The following is a 15,117-nucleotide window of genomic DNA, read 5'->3' as shown; positions in this document are numbered from 1 at the left end:
CCGGCCGGAGATCGAGGCGCGAGGGATGATGGGGGCAAGTGGAGCGCTTCCTTCCGCAACCACTGAACCCAGCAGGAGCCATCAGCCATGACCCCCGACGACAGTTTCCATGTCTTCGACACCACCCTGCGTGACGGCGCACAGCGCGAGGGCATCAACCTGACCGTCGCCGACAAGCTGACCATCGCCCGTCACCTGGACGAATACGGTGTCGGCTTCATCGAGGGCGGCTGGCCCGGCGCCAACCCGCGCGACACCGAGTTCTTCACCCGCGCCCCGAAAGAGATCGACTTCCAGCACGCCCAGCTCGTCGCGTTCGGCTCCACCCGCAGGGCGGGGGTACCCGCGCAGATCGACCCGCAGGTCAAGGCGCTGCTCGACTCGAAGGCACCGGTTGTCACGCTGGTCGCCAAGGCGCACGACCGGCATGTGGAGCTGGCCCTGCGCACCACGCTGGAGGAGAACCTGTCGATGATCTCCGAGACGGTCGGCTATCTGCGCGAGCACGGCCGCCGGGTCTTCGTCGACTGCGAGCACTTCTTCGACGGCTACCAGGCCAACCCCGACTACGCCAAGCAGGTCGTACGCACCGCGCACGAGGCGGGCGCCGACGTGGTGGTGCTCTGCGACACCAACGGCGGCATGATCCCCGCGCAGATCCAGGCCCTCGTACGTACCGTCGCCGCCGACACCGGGGCCAGGCTCGGCATCCACGCACAGGACGACACCGGCTGCGCCGTCGCCAACACGCTGGCCGCCGTGGACGGTGGCGCCACTCATGTGCAGTGCACCGCCAACGGCTACGGCGAGCGCGTCGGCAACGCCAACCTCTTCCCGGTCGTCGCCGCGCTGGAGCTCAAGTACGGCAAGCGCGTACTGCCCGAGGGCGCGCTGGCCGAGACCACCCGTATCTCGCACGCCATCGCCGAGGTCGTCAATCTGACCCCGTCCACCCACCAGCCCTACGTCGGCACCTCGGCGTTCGCCCACAAGGGCGGGCTGCACGCCTCCGCGATCAAGATCGACCCGGACCTCTACCAGCACATCGACCCCGAACTCGTCGGCAACACCATGCGGATGCTCGTCTCCGACATGGCAGGACGCGCCTCCGTCGAGCTCAAGGGCAAGGAGCTGGGCTACGACCTGAGCGGCGACCGCGAACTGGTCGGCCGGGTGGTCGAGCGCGTCAAGGAGCAGGAGCTCAAGGGCTATACGTACGAGGCCGCCGACGCCTCCTTCGAACTGCTGCTCCGCGACGAGGTGCACGGCGGAGCGGCAGGGACCGCGCCCCGGTTCTTCCGCGCGGAGTCCTGGCGCGCCATCGTCGAGCAGCGGCCGGACGGGATGCAGGTCAACGAGGCGACGGTGAAGCTGTGGGCCAAGGGCGAGCGCATCGTCGTCACCGGCGAGGGCAACGGTCCGGTCGACGCGCTGGACCGGGCGCTGCGGGCGGGGCTGGAACGCATCCACCCCGAGCTGGCCCGGCTGAACCTGGTCGACTACAAGGTCCGCATCCTGGAGGGCGCGCACGGAACGTCGTCCACGACGCGGGTGCTGTTGTCGATGAGTGACGGCAGTGGGGAGTGGACGACGGTCGGGGTGGGGGACAACGTGATCGCCGCCTCTTGGCAGGCCCTGGACGACGGCTATACGTACGGGCTGCTGCGGGCGGGGGTCGAGGCCCACGATTGAGGGCTCGTCGCTGCTGGTGAGGGGGTGCCCCTGGCTGCCGTCCGCAGGCTGCGGCTTTCTTCGTGGCTGATCGCGCAGTTCCCCGCGCCCCTGACGGGGCGCGGCTAGCTGCTGCCCGGTGTGAGGGACTCGTCGAAGTGGTCGCGTACGTGGCCCAGGACCTGCGCTCTGTCCACCCCGGGCAGGCCCACCACCAGGTGGGTGCCGAAGCCGTCGAGGAGGGCGCGGGTGCGGGTGGCGAACCGGTCGGCGTCGACCGTCGCGAACTCGCCCCGGGCCATGCCCTCGACCAGCAGCGCCACCAGGTCCCGGTGCCAGCTCAGCTCCAGTTCCAGCTGGCGGGCGCGCACCTCGTCGTCGCCGGACTGCGAACGGTTCCACACCTCCAGCCACAGCGCCCAGTGCGGATCCCGGTGACCGTCCGGCAGATAGAGCTCCACCAGCGCGTCCAGCCGCTCGCGGGCCGGTATCCGGCGGGCCAGCGCGGCACGCCGCTCGGCGCCCAGCTGCTCCTCGCTCCACTGGAGGGTCTGCAACAGCAGCTCGTCCTTGGTCTTGAAGTAGTAGACGAGATGGCCGCTGCTCATGCCGACCTCGCGGCCGAGCGCGGCCATCGTCAGCCGGTCCAGGCCGCGTTCGGCGATCATCTCCATGGCGGTGGCCAGCAGCCGCTCCCTGGGCTGCGCCGCGCGTCGGCGACCACCATTGGAGCCCGCACGCCTTGGGCGCTCACGCTTCTCCGCCTCTGTGGCCACCGCCGCGTCCTTCCGTCAATTCTGCGCCGTTCAGCCTAACGGGGCGCCGCTCAAACCCGGGGCTGCTGCTGCGTGATGCAGTGGATGCCGCCCCCGGCGGCGAACACCGTACGCGCGTCCACCAGCGTGACCGTGCGCTTCGGGAAGAGCCGGCGGAAGATGCCCGCCGCGTGCTCGTCGCGCGGGTCGCCGAAACCGCACAGCACCACACCGCCGTTGCACAGATAGTGGTTGACGTACGAGTAGTCGACGGGCTCGCCGTCCGCGGTGTGGGTCACCGTCGGCGCGGGCAGTTCGACGACCTCCAGCTGCCTGCCCCGTGCGTCGGTGGCCGCACGCAGCAGCTTGACCGTCTCCTTGCACAGGTCGTGGTCCGGATGCGCGGGGTCGGGCTGGGTGTGCGCGACGACCACGCCGGGCGCGGCGAACGCGGCCACAAGGTCGACATGGCCGCGGGTGCCGTACGTGCCGTAGTCGGCGGTCAGTCCGCGCGGCAGCCAGATCGCCTTGCGGGTGCCGAGCTGCGCGTGCACCTCGGCCTCGACCTCCTCGTGCGTCCAGCCGGGGTTGCGCTCGGGGCCCAGTTGCACGGTCTCGGTCAGCAGCACCGTGCCCTCGCCGTCCACATGGATACCGCCGCCCTCGTTGACCAGCCGCGAGGAGTGCACGGCAGCGCCCGCCTGCCCGGCGACGAACGCGCCGATCAGCTTGTCCCGCTCCCAGCGCGCCCAGGGCTGGGCGCCCCAGCCGTTGAACGTCCAGTCCACGGCGGCCAGCCTGCCGCCCTCGGTGACGAAGGTGGGGCCGATGTCACGCATCCACGCGTCGTCCAGCGGCTGCCCGACCACCTCGATCTCGGGACCGAGCGCCCTGCGTGCCTCCAGCACGTCGTCCGGGCCGGCCACCACGGTGACCGGCTCGAAGCGGCGTACGGCGCGGGCGACCGACGCCCACACGGTCCGCGCCTCGGCCAGCACCTCCGCGTCCTCGAACGTCGGATTGGAGCCGGGCCAGGCCATCCAGGTGCGCTCGTGCGGTGCCCACTCGGGCGGCATGTGCGGGGCGGCGGCGGGCGTGCGGTTGCTCATGGGAGGGCGATTCCTTGGGTGTTCGGGGGGCGTTCGCGGGTGTTCGGGGTGTCAGAGGAAGTAGAGGCGGTTGAGTGAGACGCTCTCGGCCGGGTCGGAGCGCAGCGGCTCGCCGTCCAGCGTCACCAGGCCGGTGCGCTGGTCGACCTCCACCGCGCCCAGCCGCGCGTTGTGCACCAGGTCGGCCGGGCCGATCCCGCGGGTGCCGCGGACGGCCACCCGGCGGCGCCGCGTCGGCAGCGTGTCGCCGCCCCGCTCGACGGCGGCCTGCGACACGAAGGCGACGGACAGCTCGGCGGGTGCCCCGCCGTGGGCGCCGAACAGCGGGCCCAGCACCAGGGGTTCGCTGGTGTCGGTCGCGGCGTTCGGGTCGCCGGTGACGCCCCAGGCGGGGAAACCGGACTTGAGGACCAGCTGCGGCTTGGCGCCGAAGTAGGCGGGGTGCCACAGCACGATGTCGGCCAGCTTGCCCGGCTCCAGCGAGCCGATCTCGTGTGAGAGTCCGTGCGCGAGGGCCGGGTTGAGGGTGAGCTTGGCGATGTAGCGCAGCACGCGCGCGTTGTCGTCCGCGCCGGCGCCCGGGAGCTGCGCCGCGTCCTCCAGTTCACCCCGCTCCGCCTTGAGCTTGGCCGCCATCTGGAACGTACGCCGCACCGTCTCGCCCGCGCGGCCCATGCCCTGCGCGTCGGAGGAAGTGATGCCGATGGCGCCCAGGTCGTGCAGTACGTCCTCGGCGCCCATGGTGCCCGCGCGGATCCGGTCGCGGGCCATGGCCGCGTCGCCCGGCAGGTCCGTCTTGAGGTCGTGCACCGAGACGATCATCCCGTAGTGCTCGGCGACGGCGTCCCGGCCGAACGGCAGCGTGGGGTTGGTGGACGAGCCGATGACGTTGCGCACGCCCGCCATCCGCAGCACATTGGGCACATGGCCGCCACCGCAGCCCTCGATGTGGAAGGCGTGGATGGTGCGGCCCTCCAGCACCGCGAGGGTGTCCTCGACGGCCAGCGCCTCGTTCAGCCCGTCGCTGTGCAGCGCGACCTGTACGTCGTACTCCTCGGCCACCCGCAGCGCGGTGTCCAGCGCCCGGTGGTGCGCGCCCATGTCCTCGTGCACCTTGAAACCGCAGGCACCGCCCTCGGCGAGGGCCTCCACCAGTGGCGCGGGGTGCGAGGAGGAGCCGCGGCCCAGGAATCCGATGTTGACCGGCCAGGCGTCGAACGCGGAGAACGCGTGCCCCAGCGCCCAGGGCGAGTTGACGCCCACGCCCCACACGGGCCCGAACTCCTGGCCGATGATGGTGGTGACCCCGGAGGAGAGCGACGCCTCCATGATGCGCGGGGACAGCAGATGGACATGGGTGTCCACGGCGCCCGCGGTGGCGATCAGCCCCTCGCCGGAGACGATCGAGGTGCCCGTGCCGACGACGACGTCCACGCCGTCGACGGTGTCGGGGTTGCCGGCCCGGCCGATCGCGTGGATCCGGCCCTCGCGGATACCGACGGACACCTTGCGGATGCCCTGCACGGCGTCGATGACCAGCACATTGCTGATCACCACGTCGCAGGTCTCGCGGACGGCTGCCGCCTTCAGATGCAGCCCGTCGCGGGCCGTCTTGCCGAATCCGGCCAGGAACTCGTTCCCCGGCTGCTGGGAGTCGGACTCCACGCGGACGACGAGCCCGGTGTCGCCGAGCCGCACCCGGTCACCGGCACGCGGTCCGTGTACGGCTGCGTATTCGCGCGCGTCCACGCTCATGACTGACCCTCCTCCTCGGTGACGGTGGGCTCGGCGCCCAGATATCCGCAGGCCGCGGCACGCCGCAACGCCTCGGCGCGGGCTCCGGGCGCGTCCAGCGGACCGTCCACCAGGCCGGCGAAGCCGATGGCCACCCGGTCGCCGCCGAGCGGGACGAGGCCCACCTCGGCGGTGCCGCCGGGATCGAAGCGCACCGAGGAGCCCGCGGGTACGGCAAGCCGCATCCCGTAGGCGGCGGCCCGGTCGAAGTCCAGCCGGGGGTTGGCCTCGAAGAAGTGGAAGTGCGAGGTGACGCTGACCGGCACGTCGGCGGTGTTGCGGACGGTCAGCGTCAGGGCGGGCGGCTGCGGCGCGTACGCCTGATCCGTGCCGTCCCCCGGCGCGGCCGGCAGCACGGCGCCGGGAGCCTGCTCGGGTGCGGCGGCCGTCCGGATGGGGGAGGGGATCACCGCGAGCCGGGAGCCGTCGTCGAAGACGGCCTCCACCTGGATCTCGGTCAGCACCTCGGCCACGCCGGGCAGTACGTCGTCGGGGCCCAGCACCGCGCGGCCCGCCTCGATGGCCTCGGCGAGCCGCAGCCCGTCGCGGGCGGCCTCACAGACGGTGTCGGCGATGAGCGCCGTGGCCTCCGGCACATTGAGCCGCAGCCCTCTGGCCCGTCTGGCTCGCGCCAGCTCGGCCGTGCCGAAGATCAGCAGGCGGTCCCGCTCGGTCGGACCCAGCCGCACGTCTCCCACCTTCCGATAGCGATGAATGGGGCGGTGTATGCCCGGCCAGCATTTAGAGCAACGCTCAAATAGTCAAGTCTTCGCATCACACCATTGACCCTGCTGCTACTCATGCATCAGATTGAGCGCTGCTCAAAGAAATGCCGGCCCCACCCCGACAGGGAGCACCATGCAGATCGAGCAGCACGGCGTCGACGTGATTCCCGAAGCGGAGCGCACCGGGCGCCCGCGGGACATCGTCAGCTTTCTCATCGGATCGAACCTGGCACTCGGCGTCGTCATCTTCGGCTGGCTGCCGGTCTCCTTCGGGCTGGGCTTCTGGCCCGCCGTCTCCTCACTCCTCGTAGGCACCCTGATCGGCACGGTGCTGGTCGCCCCGCTCGCGCTGGTGTCGCTGCGCACCGCGACCAACCTCTCGACCAGCAGCGGCGCCCAGTTCGGCGTCCGCGGCAGACTGCTGGGCTCGGCGATCGGGCTGCTGCTCTCGCTCGGCTACACCGCGCTCACCCTGTGGGTCGGCGGAGACGCGATGGTCGGCTCGCTCTCCAGGCTCTTCGGGATGCCCGACTCGGCCGCCGGATACGCGCTGGTCTACGCCGTACTCGCGGTATGCACCGCCGTGTGCGCCGTATACGGCTACAAGCTGCTGCTCCGGCTGAGCCGGGTGCTGGCCATAGGGATGACCGCGCTGCTGGTCGTGGGCATGTTCGCGTACGCGCCGCACTTCACCACCCAGGCGCCGCCCGGGACCGAGTACCTGCTCGGCGACTTCTGGACGACCTGGCTGCTGTCCGTCGTCGCGGCCGGGCTCAGCGGACCGATCGCCTTCATCACCCTGCTGGGCGACTACACCCGCTATATGTCGCCCGAGCGGTACTCCTCGCGCCGCGTCTACCTCGCCACCTGTCTCGGCCTGGTCGCCGGACTGCTGATCCCGCAGCTCTTCGGCACCTTCACCGCGGTCGCCGTCGAAGCCGCCACGGACTACGCGGGGCCGCTGGTCGAGCAGGCGCCGTTCTGGTTCCTGGTGCCGCTGCTGCTGGCCGCCTCGTTCGGCTCGATCGGCAACGCGGGGCTGATGCTCTACTCGATGGGGCTCGACCTGGACGCCATCGTTCCGCGTACGACCCGCACCAGGGCCACCTACACCGTGGCGGCCCTGTCCACCGCTCTCGTCTACCTCGGCCACTTCGTGTGGGACGCGCAGGACGCGATGACGGCCTTCGTACTGCTGCTGACCGCCGTGGGCGCCCCCTGGGCCGTGATCGTGCTGATCGGGCACGCGCGCTGCCGGGGCGGCTACGACGCCGAGGCGCTGCAGGTCCTCAACCGCCGCTCGATCGGCGGCCGTTACTGGTACACCGCAGGCTGGAACCTCCGCGCCACGGTGGCCTGGGCCATCGGCTCCTGCGTCGGACTGCTGGCCGTCGACACCCCTCTCTACACCGGCCCTCTCGTCCCGAGACTGGGCGGCTTCGACCTCAGCTTCCTGCTCTCGTCCGCCGTCACGGGCATCGCTTTCCTCATCGTCACGGCAGGGGCCCGGGCCTCCGCGCCGGCCGAGTCACCCGCTGCCGCCGCACCCCTCCCGTCCGGCGCGGCCACCGGTCACGACGCACAGGGCCTGGGGGCCGTCCGGCAGCCCTGAACGGCGCGCCACTGCCGGGCGCACCCACTACGGTGGGCAGCCACCGCGCCCGCCGAACCCGAGGCACCTCCGGGAGGGGGCTGTGGAAATCCCACAGCCCCCTCCCGGTGTAATGAGAGGGTTCCGCCTCCAGTGGCTGTCTGCCTCGGCGGTTCTGTCCAGCGCTGCCATGAATCGGCCGCGGAGACTGTACGAATCCGACGACGGTGATCGGCGCCGCAGTTTCGTAGGGTCTATACATGACCGATCTGTCCCAGCCGTCGCCCCAGACCGAGCAGGCCGACCAGAACGAACCTGGGGCGCCTGGCTCGCCCGGCTCCGTACCGGCGCAGGACACCCGCGGACGCGTGGCCGAGCTGCACGCCATCCGTGCGCAGGCCTACCAGGGGCCCAGCGAGCGGGCGACCGAGGCCCAGCACGCCAAGGGCAAGCTGACCGCCCGCGAGCGGATCGACCTGCTCCTGGACGAGGGCAGCTTCCGCGAGATCGAGCCGCTGCGCCGGCACCGCGCCACCGGCTTCGGGCTGGAGGAGAAGAAGCCCTACACCGACGGTGTGATCACCGGCTGGGGCACCGTGCACGGCCGGACGGTCTTCGTCTACGCGCACGACTTCCGGATCTTCGGCGGAGCGCTCGGCGAGGCCCACGCCACCAAGATCCACAAGCTGATGGACAAGGCGATCGCGGCGGGTGCGCCGCTGGTCTCCCTCAACGACGGCGCCGGCGCCCGTATCCAGGAGGGCGTCGCGGCGCTGGCCGGCTACGGCGGCATCTTCCAGCGCAACACCAAGGCGTCCGGTGTCATCCCCCAGATCAGCGTGATGCTCGGCCCCTGCGCCGGCGGCGCGGCCTACAGCCCGGCGCTGACCGACTTCGTCTTCATGGTCCGCGACACCTCGCAGATGTTCATCACCGGACCCGACGTGGTCCAGGCGGTGACCGGCGCCGAGGTCAGCCAGGACGGCCTGGGCGGCGCCGATGTGCACGCGGCCACCTCCGGAGTGGCGCACTTCGCCTACGACGACGAGGAGACCTGCCTGGAGGAGGTCCGCTACCTCCTCTCCCTGCTGCCGCAGAACAACCGCGAGAACCCGCCCGCCGAGCCCACCGCCGACCCGGCCGACCGGCGCGGTGAAGCCCTGCTGGACCTGGTGCCGGCCGACGGCAACCGGCCGTACGACATGCGCAAGGTCATCGAGGAGCTCGTCGACGACGGCGACTTCCTCGAGGTGCACGAGCGCTGGGCGACCAACATCATCTGTGCCCTGGCACGGATGGACGGCGAGGTCGTGGGCATCGTGGCCAACCAGCCGCAGTCGCTCGCCGGGGTGCTGGACATCGAGGCCAGCGAGAAGGCCGCCCGCTTCGTGCAGATGTGCGACGCTTTCAACATCCCGATCCTCACGCTGCTGGACGTGCCGGGCTTCCTCCCCGGCGTCGACCAGGAGCACGGCGGCATCATCCGGCACGGCGCCAAGCTGCTGTACGCCTACTGCAACGCCACCGTGCCGCGGATCTCCGTCGTACTGCGCAAGGCGTACGGCGGCGCGTACATCGTCATGGACAGCCAGTCCATCGGCGCCGACCTGACCTTCGCCTGGCCCACCAACGAGATCGCGGTGATGGGTGCCGAGGGCGCCGCCAACGTCATCTTCCGTAAGCAGATCGCGGCTGCCGACGACCCCGAGGCCATGCGCGTCCGCATGGTCAAGGAGTACAAGGCCGAGCTGATGCACCCCTACTACGCCGCCGAGCGCGGCCTGGTGGACGACGTCATCGACCCGGTGGAGACCCGCGAGGTCCTCATCCGGTCCCTCGCGATGCTGCGCAGCAAGCACGCCGACCTGCCGTCGCGCAAGCACGGCAATCCCCCGCAGTGATGGGAGCACAGATGTACGAGACCCCTGAGGAGCCTGGCAGTACGGGCTCGCAGAGCGACGCCGAGGCGAACAGCGTGGTGCGCGTGGAGAAGGGCCGGGCGAACGCGGAGGAGCTGGCCGCGGTCACCGCGCTGCTCCTCGCCCGCGCCGCCGCCACCACCCGCGCCGGGCGCACGCAGACCTCCGCGCGCCGTCGGCGCCCGACCAAGGCGGGGTGGCGCCGGCTGGAGCGCCAGCACGGCTTCCGCGCCCCGCACAGCTGGCAGGGCTGAGGTCCCGACGCGGGGCCGAGAGGCCGCCGGAGGCACAGCGAACGACAGAGGCGCGTGCCGGAACCCCGTTCACGGGGTTCCGGCACGCGCCTCTGGGTGTTTCGCGCTGCTGCCTCGAAGAATGCGCGCTGTTGCCTCGAAGGAGCAAGGCCCCTCGAAGGAGCAGGGCTCGAAGGGCGCGAACTCAGCTCGCCGGGGCGTCCACCAGTACGGTGCGCCGGGGGTTGGCGGTCCGCTCCGGCAGGGCGTCGGTCTCCTCCGCCTCGTGAGCGGCAACCGTTGCGGTTGTGAGCTCGTCCGCGTCCGTGAGATGTGCCAGGGTGGTGCGCCGCGGGTTGGCTATGTTCCGCATGGTCAGCGTGGAGTTCACTGGTGCCCTTACCTCGCTCGGCTTGTCATTGCAACGACAGATGTAAACGCCGAGAGTAGGCGCGCTATTCCCCGCAGCAACGTGATCTAGGCAACGCCTGGCATGTGAGTTTCCTCACGAGGCCGTTACCAAAACCGACATAAGGAATCGTTGAATCCGGCAGCGTAATCGGACACAGCGGACCAAGGGGGTAATACGCGCGCAGTGCCGGGTACTTGGGTACGGCACGCGTCGGCTTGCCCCGGGGCGGCCAATCCGTAAAAATCCGGCATTCCGTAGCGGGATTTCGACTGAGGGTGAGTAATTGCCTGCGTACGGTTACCGACACCCAAGGGTTATCCACAGCCCTTGTTGGAGATCCGGCACTGTGCTGGAATTCCACGGACCGCCGCAGGACGAAACAGACCGGAGCGCGTCGGCGCACACAGAGCGGCGCCGCGTGACGGTGATGAGGGGACGCGCCGGTCATCACGACCGCCATGGGGGCCTCGGACCCCCACGACTCGATACCGTCCCGCCGTCGCGAGCGGGGGGACGCCTGGTCCAGAGGTTGCGACGCTAGTGCAGGGACGTTTCAAGAGGGATGGCAGCGCTGAGGGAGCCCCGGAGGCGCAAGGCTCGGCCGACGGTTCCCAGCCCCAGCGTGCCCAGGACGGCGGGCCCGCGGGTGGTGAGCAGGGCACGCCCTCCGGCAAGCAGGTGAGCACCGGGAAGGGTGCCGGGAAGGGCAAGGGCAACAAGCAGGGCAAGGCCGGCAAGGCCGCCAAGGGCGACGCCGCGGCCAAGGGCAAGGACTCGTCCGAGGGCCCCGATCTCGGGCCCCGCGTAGCCCTGCGCAACTGGCGCATCAGCACCCGCCTCGTCTCCCTCCTGGCCCTCCCCGTCATCGCCGCCACCACGCTCGGCGGCATGCGGATCTCCAGCTCGCTCCAGAACGTCGACCAGCTCGACAACATGAAGCTCCTCACCGAGATGACGGAGCAGGCCACCAACCTGGCAGCGGCACTTCAGGACGAGCGGGACAAGTCGGCCGGCCCGCTGGTGAGCACGGGCAACGAGAAGGACGACCTCGTCGTCGCGCCCCGCGAGCGCACCGACAAGGCGTTCAAGTCCTTCCAGGAAGCCACCGGCGACATCGACGGCAGCGACAAGGTGATGGCCGGCGTCCAGTCCACCGTCGTGGACATCGTCCGTCAGCTCGGCGCGGTCAACTCGATCCGCGAACGCGCCTACGAGAACCCGGACAACGTCTCCCAGACGGTCAACGCCTACAACCAGCTCATCGAGTCCCTGCTCTCCCTCTCGCAGGACATGGCGCAGGCGACCAGCAACTCGGAGATGATCCGCAGCACCCGCGCGCTGGCCGCGTTCTCCAGCGCCAAGGAGTACGCCTCCATGCAGCGCGCGATCATCTCCGCGGGCCTGGCTCACCAGCCCAACCCCAAGCTGTCCGAGAACGACCGGCTCTACGCCAGGACCGCCACCGACAGTGAGGGCGCGGAGCTCGACAGCTTCAGCCAGATCTACGGAGACACGGCCGCCGAGACCCTCCTCAAGCCGATCAGCGGCGGCGACGTCAACGTCCGGCTGGCCGACAACTACCGCGAACGGATGCTGCACAGCCCGGACGCGATCAGAAAGCAGAAGCGCACCTTCGTCGACTGGATGGACCAGGACGCCTCCAAGATCGACAGCATGGAGAAGATCGAGCGCACGCTGCTGGAGAAGATGGAGCAGCAGGCGCGCGAGCTGCGCTCCGAGGCCCAGCGCGAGGCGCTGATCAGCGGTGCGGCCATTCTGCTCGTGCTCGGTATCTCGCTGGTCGGCGCGTTCGTCGTGGCACGCTCCATGGTCCGCTCGCTGCGCCGCCTCCAGGACACCGCCCAGGAAGTCGCCCGCAAGCGGCTGCCCGAGCTGGTCAAGCAGATGTCCGAGGCCGAGCCGCAGGACGTGGACACCTCCGTGGAGTCCGTCGGCGTGCACAGCCGGGACGAGATCGGCAAGGTGGCCGCGGCATTCGACGACGTCCACCGCGAGGCCGTCCGCCTCGCCGGTGAGCAGGCGCTGCTGCGAGGGAACGTCAACGCGATGTTCACCAACCTCTCGCGCCGCAGCCAGGGCCTGATCCAGCGTCAGCTCTCGCTCATCTCCGAACTGGAGTCCCGCGAGGCCGACCCGGACCAGCTCTCCTCGCTCTTCAAGCTCGACCACCTCGCCACCCGCATGCGCCGCAACGGCGAGAACCTGCTGGTTCTCGCCGGTGAGGAGCCCGGCCGCCGCTGGACGCGCCCCGTTCCGCTGGTCGACGTCCTCCGCGCCGCCGCCTCCGAGGTGGAGCAGTACGAACGCATCGAGCTCAACTCGGTGCCGGCCACCGAGGTCGCGGGCCGCGTCGTCAACGACCTCGTCCACCTGCTCGCCGAGCTGCTGGAGAACGCCACGTCGTTCTCCTCCCCGCAGACCAAGGTCAAGGTCACCGGCCACGCACTGCCCGACGGGCGCGTGCTCATCGAGATCCACGACACTGGCATCGGGCTGTCGCCCGAAGACCTGTCCGCGATCAACGAGCGGCTGGCCAACCCGCCGACGGTGGACGTCTCCGTCTCCCGCCGCATGGGCCTGTTCGTGGTCGGCCGGCTCTCCCTGCGGCACGGCATCCGCATCCAGCTGCGCCCCTCCGACTCCGGTGGCACGACCGCGCTGGTCATGCTCCCCGTCGACGTCGCACAGGGCGGCTCCCAGGGCGCGAAGGCCCGGCCCGGCGCCGGCGCGCCCGGCGGCCAGGCGGGTCCGCCGCCCCCGCAGGCCCGGGGCGGCAGCAAGGGCGGCAACCTCGCGGCGGCGCTCCAGCGCGGCCCGCAGGGCGGCGCACCGGGCCAGACCGCCGGCGCGGGTGCCGGTCTCGGCGCGGGCGAGTCCTCCCGCATGGGCGCGCTGCCCGCGCGCGGCCAGGACACGGGCGGTGGCCGCCCCGCGCTGCCCGCCCGTGATGGCAGCCGCCCCCAGCCCGGCTCCGGCGGCAGCACCGTCAACTTCTTCGGCGCACCGCCCAACCCGGCCCGCCCGGGTCAGGCCCCGGCCGGCCCGAGCGGCGCCGGCAGCAACCCGCCGGCGCCCAACCGCGGCCAGGGTGAACTCCCCGGCGCCCCCTCGGCCCCGCGCCCCCAGCCGTCCACCGGCACGGGCCAGTTCGCCCTGCCGCAGTCGGGCAGCCCCGCCGATACGGGGGAGTACGCGCAGCCGGGTTCGCCGTCGGAGGGTCCTGGCAGCACCAGCGAGATACCGCGGATCACCCCGGACGGCCCTGTCGACACCGGCCAGTACACCCGCCCGGGTCCGGCGCCGGAGGGCCCGGGCAGCACGGGTCAGTTCCCACAGATCGGGCAGGGCGGCCCTGCCGATACGGGGCAATTCGCGCAGCCGGGTTCCCAGGTCGGCCCCTCGGCCACGGGTGAGTACGCGCAGCCGGGTTCGCCGTCGGAGGGTCCTGGCAGCACCAGCGAGATACCGCGGATCACTCCCGACGGCCCCGCCGACACCGGCCAGTACGCGCAGCCCGGCAGCCCCGACGGGCCCGGCCACACCGGGCAGTTCGCCCGCCCGCAGGCGGGCGGCGGCGCCGGGGACACCGCCCAGTTCGCGCGGCCCGACTTCGGTGGCTCCGCACCGGCCCGCCCCTCGGACGGTGAGAGCCGCCCGAGTTGGGCCCGGCCCGAGCAGGGCCCTGGCGACGAGGACACCCCGCGCGGCCATGACGAGCCCGAGGGCACCGGCGAGTACACCCGCCCCGGATACCCGGGCACCGACGGTCAGGACGCTTCCCGCACCCAGCAGGGCGTGGATCCGGCCGAGGGCATACCGTCCGGCCCGCCGGCCCCCGCGGACGCTCCGACGCCGATATTCGCGTCCATGGAGTCCAACTGGTTCCGCGGTCCTGGCGAGTCCGCGCCCGGCCAGTCCCCGGCGCAGCCGCACTCGGCCCGGCCGGAGCAGGCGCCCGAGGCCGCCCCGGGGAACACCGGCGCCGGAACGGGCACCGCCGAAGGCCCCGGCGGCCAGCAGGCCCAGGCGCCCACCCCGCGCCCGGGGCAGCCCGCCTCGGCCGTACCGCCACTGCCCCAGCGTCAGGCGGCGCAGGCGCAGAGCGGCACCGCAAGCACCGCGGGCACGAGCCAGGGTGCTGCGGCACCGGACGCAGGCTGGGGCGCCTCGCCCAACGACGAGCGCTGGCGCCGCGCCGAACAGCTTCGCCAGCCCGCAGCCGGCGGAGTGACCACTTCCGGTCTGCCGCGCCGGGTGCCCCGCGCCAACCTGGTCGCGGGCACCGCGCAGCAACAGCAGCCTTCCGCACAGTCCGGTCCCCAGGTCTCCCGCGCGCCCGACGACGTGCGTGGCCGGCTGACCAATCTCCGCCGCGGTATCCAGCAGGGCCGACAGGCCGGTACGGACAACCGCGGCGCAGGTCCCACCTATCAGCAGGAGCGTTAGTTGAGTCCGATGAGCCAGGCTGCGCAGAATCTGAACTGGTTGATCACCAACTTCGTGGAGAACACCCCCGGGGTGTCGCACACGGTGGTGGTCTCCGCCGACGGCCTGCTTCTGGCCATGTCGGAGGGCTTCCCACGGGACCGCGCCGATCAGCTGGCGGCGGTTGCCTCGGGGCTCACCTCGCTGACCGCGGGCGCCTCCCGCATATTCGAGGGCGGGGGCGTCAATCAGACGGTTGTGGAGATGGAGAGGGGTTTCCTCTTCATCATGTCCATCTCCGACGGCTCCTCGCTGGCCGTACTCGCACACCCCGAAGCGGACATCGGGCTCATCGGCTACGAGATGGCGCTCCTGGTGGACCGTGCAGGAAGCGTACTCACTCCCGACGTACGCGCGGAACTCCAGGGAAGCATTCTCAACTGATCATCACGCTCCCCCCAC

The 15,117-nt window shown here is 71.3% G+C and carries 11 protein-coding genes; 6 read left to right on the top strand and 5 right to left on the bottom strand.

Translation table 11 applies throughout. The features are described 5' to 3' along the window. Nucleotides 1-87 precede the first annotated feature (87 nt). A complete protein-coding gene (gene cimA / locus ACQEU8_RS10515) occupies nucleotides 88-1,692 on the top strand; it encodes a citramalate synthase (RefSeq protein WP_433099168.1) in 1,605 nt (534 codons plus the stop codon). 104 nt (nucleotides 1,693-1,796) lie between these two features. On the opposite strand, the gene ACQEU8_RS10510 is transcribed toward cimA, so the two are convergent. From ACQEU8_RS10510 to ureA, 4 genes are read right to left on the bottom strand one after another with little or no spacing between them, the layout of a single operon-like run. Then, nucleotides 1,797-2,447, bottom strand: coding sequence for a TetR/AcrR family transcriptional regulator (locus tag ACQEU8_RS10510; protein ID WP_433099166.1), 651 nt, complete (start codon nucleotides 2,445-2,447; stop codon nucleotides 1,797-1,799). 50 nt (nucleotides 2,448-2,497) lie between these two features. Beyond that, entirely contained in the window at nucleotides 2,498-3,535 is a 1,038-nt protein-coding gene (locus ACQEU8_RS10505) for an agmatine deiminase family protein (RefSeq protein WP_433099164.1), read from the bottom strand. A 51-nt stretch (nucleotides 3,536-3,586) separates the two neighbouring features. Then, on the bottom strand, nucleotides 3,587-5,290 hold the full coding sequence (locus tag ACQEU8_RS10500) for an urease subunit alpha (protein WP_433099162.1): 1,704 nt from the start codon (nucleotides 5,288-5,290) through the stop codon (nucleotides 3,587-3,589). Continuing rightward, a complete protein-coding gene (gene ureA, locus ACQEU8_RS10495) occupies nucleotides 5,287-6,018 on the bottom strand; it encodes an urease subunit gamma (RefSeq protein WP_433099160.1) in 732 nt (243 codons plus the stop codon). Before ureA ends, ACQEU8_RS10500 begins: the two co-directional genes overlap by 4 nt. 169 nt (nucleotides 6,019-6,187) lie before the next feature. Here ureA and ACQEU8_RS10490 point away from each other — a divergent pair, with 169 nt between their 5' ends. From ACQEU8_RS10490 to ACQEU8_RS10480, 3 genes are all read left to right on the top strand, one after another. Further along, nucleotides 6,188-7,666, top strand: a complete 1,479-nt coding sequence (locus tag ACQEU8_RS10490; RefSeq protein ID WP_433099158.1) for a cytosine permease — start codon at nucleotides 6,188-6,190, stop codon at nucleotides 7,664-7,666. 239 nt (nucleotides 7,667-7,905) lie between these two features. Beyond that, the gene (locus ACQEU8_RS10485) at nucleotides 7,906-9,546 is read left to right on the top strand and encodes an acyl-CoA carboxylase subunit beta (protein ID WP_433099156.1); all 1,641 of its coding nucleotides are present in this window, start codon (nucleotides 7,906-7,908) and stop codon (nucleotides 9,544-9,546) included. Nucleotides 9,547-9,557: 11 nt separating this feature from the next. Further along, entirely contained in the window at nucleotides 9,558-9,818 is a 261-nt protein-coding gene (locus ACQEU8_RS10480) for an acyl-CoA carboxylase epsilon subunit (protein WP_433099154.1), read from the top strand. A gap of 184 nt (nucleotides 9,819-10,002) precedes the next feature. Here the strand turns inward: ACQEU8_RS10480 and ACQEU8_RS10475 are convergent, their stop codons facing one another. Beyond that, a complete protein-coding gene (locus tag ACQEU8_RS10475; RefSeq protein ID WP_433099152.1) occupies nucleotides 10,003-10,188 on the bottom strand; it encodes a hypothetical protein in 186 nt (61 codons plus the stop codon). Nucleotides 10,189-10,749: 561 nt separating this feature from the next. Between ACQEU8_RS10475 and ACQEU8_RS10470 the strand changes: the two genes are divergently transcribed. Together ACQEU8_RS10470 and ACQEU8_RS10465 are read left to right on the top strand one after the other, a co-directional pair. Continuing rightward, the gene (locus ACQEU8_RS10470) at nucleotides 10,750-14,676 is read left to right on the top strand and encodes a nitrate- and nitrite sensing domain-containing protein (RefSeq protein ID WP_433099150.1); all 3,927 of its coding nucleotides are present in this window, start codon (nucleotides 10,750-10,752) and stop codon (nucleotides 14,674-14,676) included. 9 nt (nucleotides 14,677-14,685) lie between these two features. Then, entirely contained in the window at nucleotides 14,686-15,099 is a 414-nt protein-coding gene (locus ACQEU8_RS10465) for a roadblock/LC7 domain-containing protein (RefSeq protein WP_169729596.1), read from the top strand. Nucleotides 15,100-15,117: the final 18 nt, after the last annotated feature.

Source organism: Streptomyces sp. CA-250714, from assembly GCF_050936705.1.
GTDB lineage: Bacteria > Actinomycetota > Actinomycetes > Streptomycetales > Streptomycetaceae > Streptomyces.
Note: the sequence above shows the minus strand (reverse complement) of the source record. Positions and strands in the feature narration are given on the sequence as shown.

What these genes read in the sequence shown, in the direction of transcription:
- cimA (WP_433099168.1), top strand. Translation starts at nt 88, where the DNA reads ATGACCCCCGACGACAGTTTCCATGTCTTCGACACCACCCTGCGTGAC.
- ACQEU8_RS10505 (WP_433099164.1), bottom strand. Translation starts at nt 3,535, where the DNA reads ATGAGCAACCGCACGCCCGCCGCCGCCCCGCACATGCCGCCCGAGTGG.
- ACQEU8_RS10500 (WP_433099162.1), bottom strand. Translation starts at nt 5,290, where the DNA reads ATGAGCGTGGACGCGCGCGAATACGCAGCCGTACACGGACCGCGTGCC.
- ACQEU8_RS10490 (WP_433099158.1), top strand. Translation starts at nt 6,188, where the DNA reads ATGCAGATCGAGCAGCACGGCGTCGACGTGATTCCCGAAGCGGAGCGC.
- ACQEU8_RS10485 (WP_433099156.1), top strand. Translation starts at nt 7,906, where the DNA reads ATGACCGATCTGTCCCAGCCGTCGCCCCAGACCGAGCAGGCCGACCAG.
- ACQEU8_RS10480 (WP_433099154.1), top strand. Translation starts at nt 9,558, where the DNA reads ATGTACGAGACCCCTGAGGAGCCTGGCAGTACGGGCTCGCAGAGCGAC.
- ACQEU8_RS10465 (WP_169729596.1), top strand. Translation starts at nt 14,686, where the DNA reads ATGAGCCAGGCTGCGCAGAATCTGAACTGGTTGATCACCAACTTCGTG.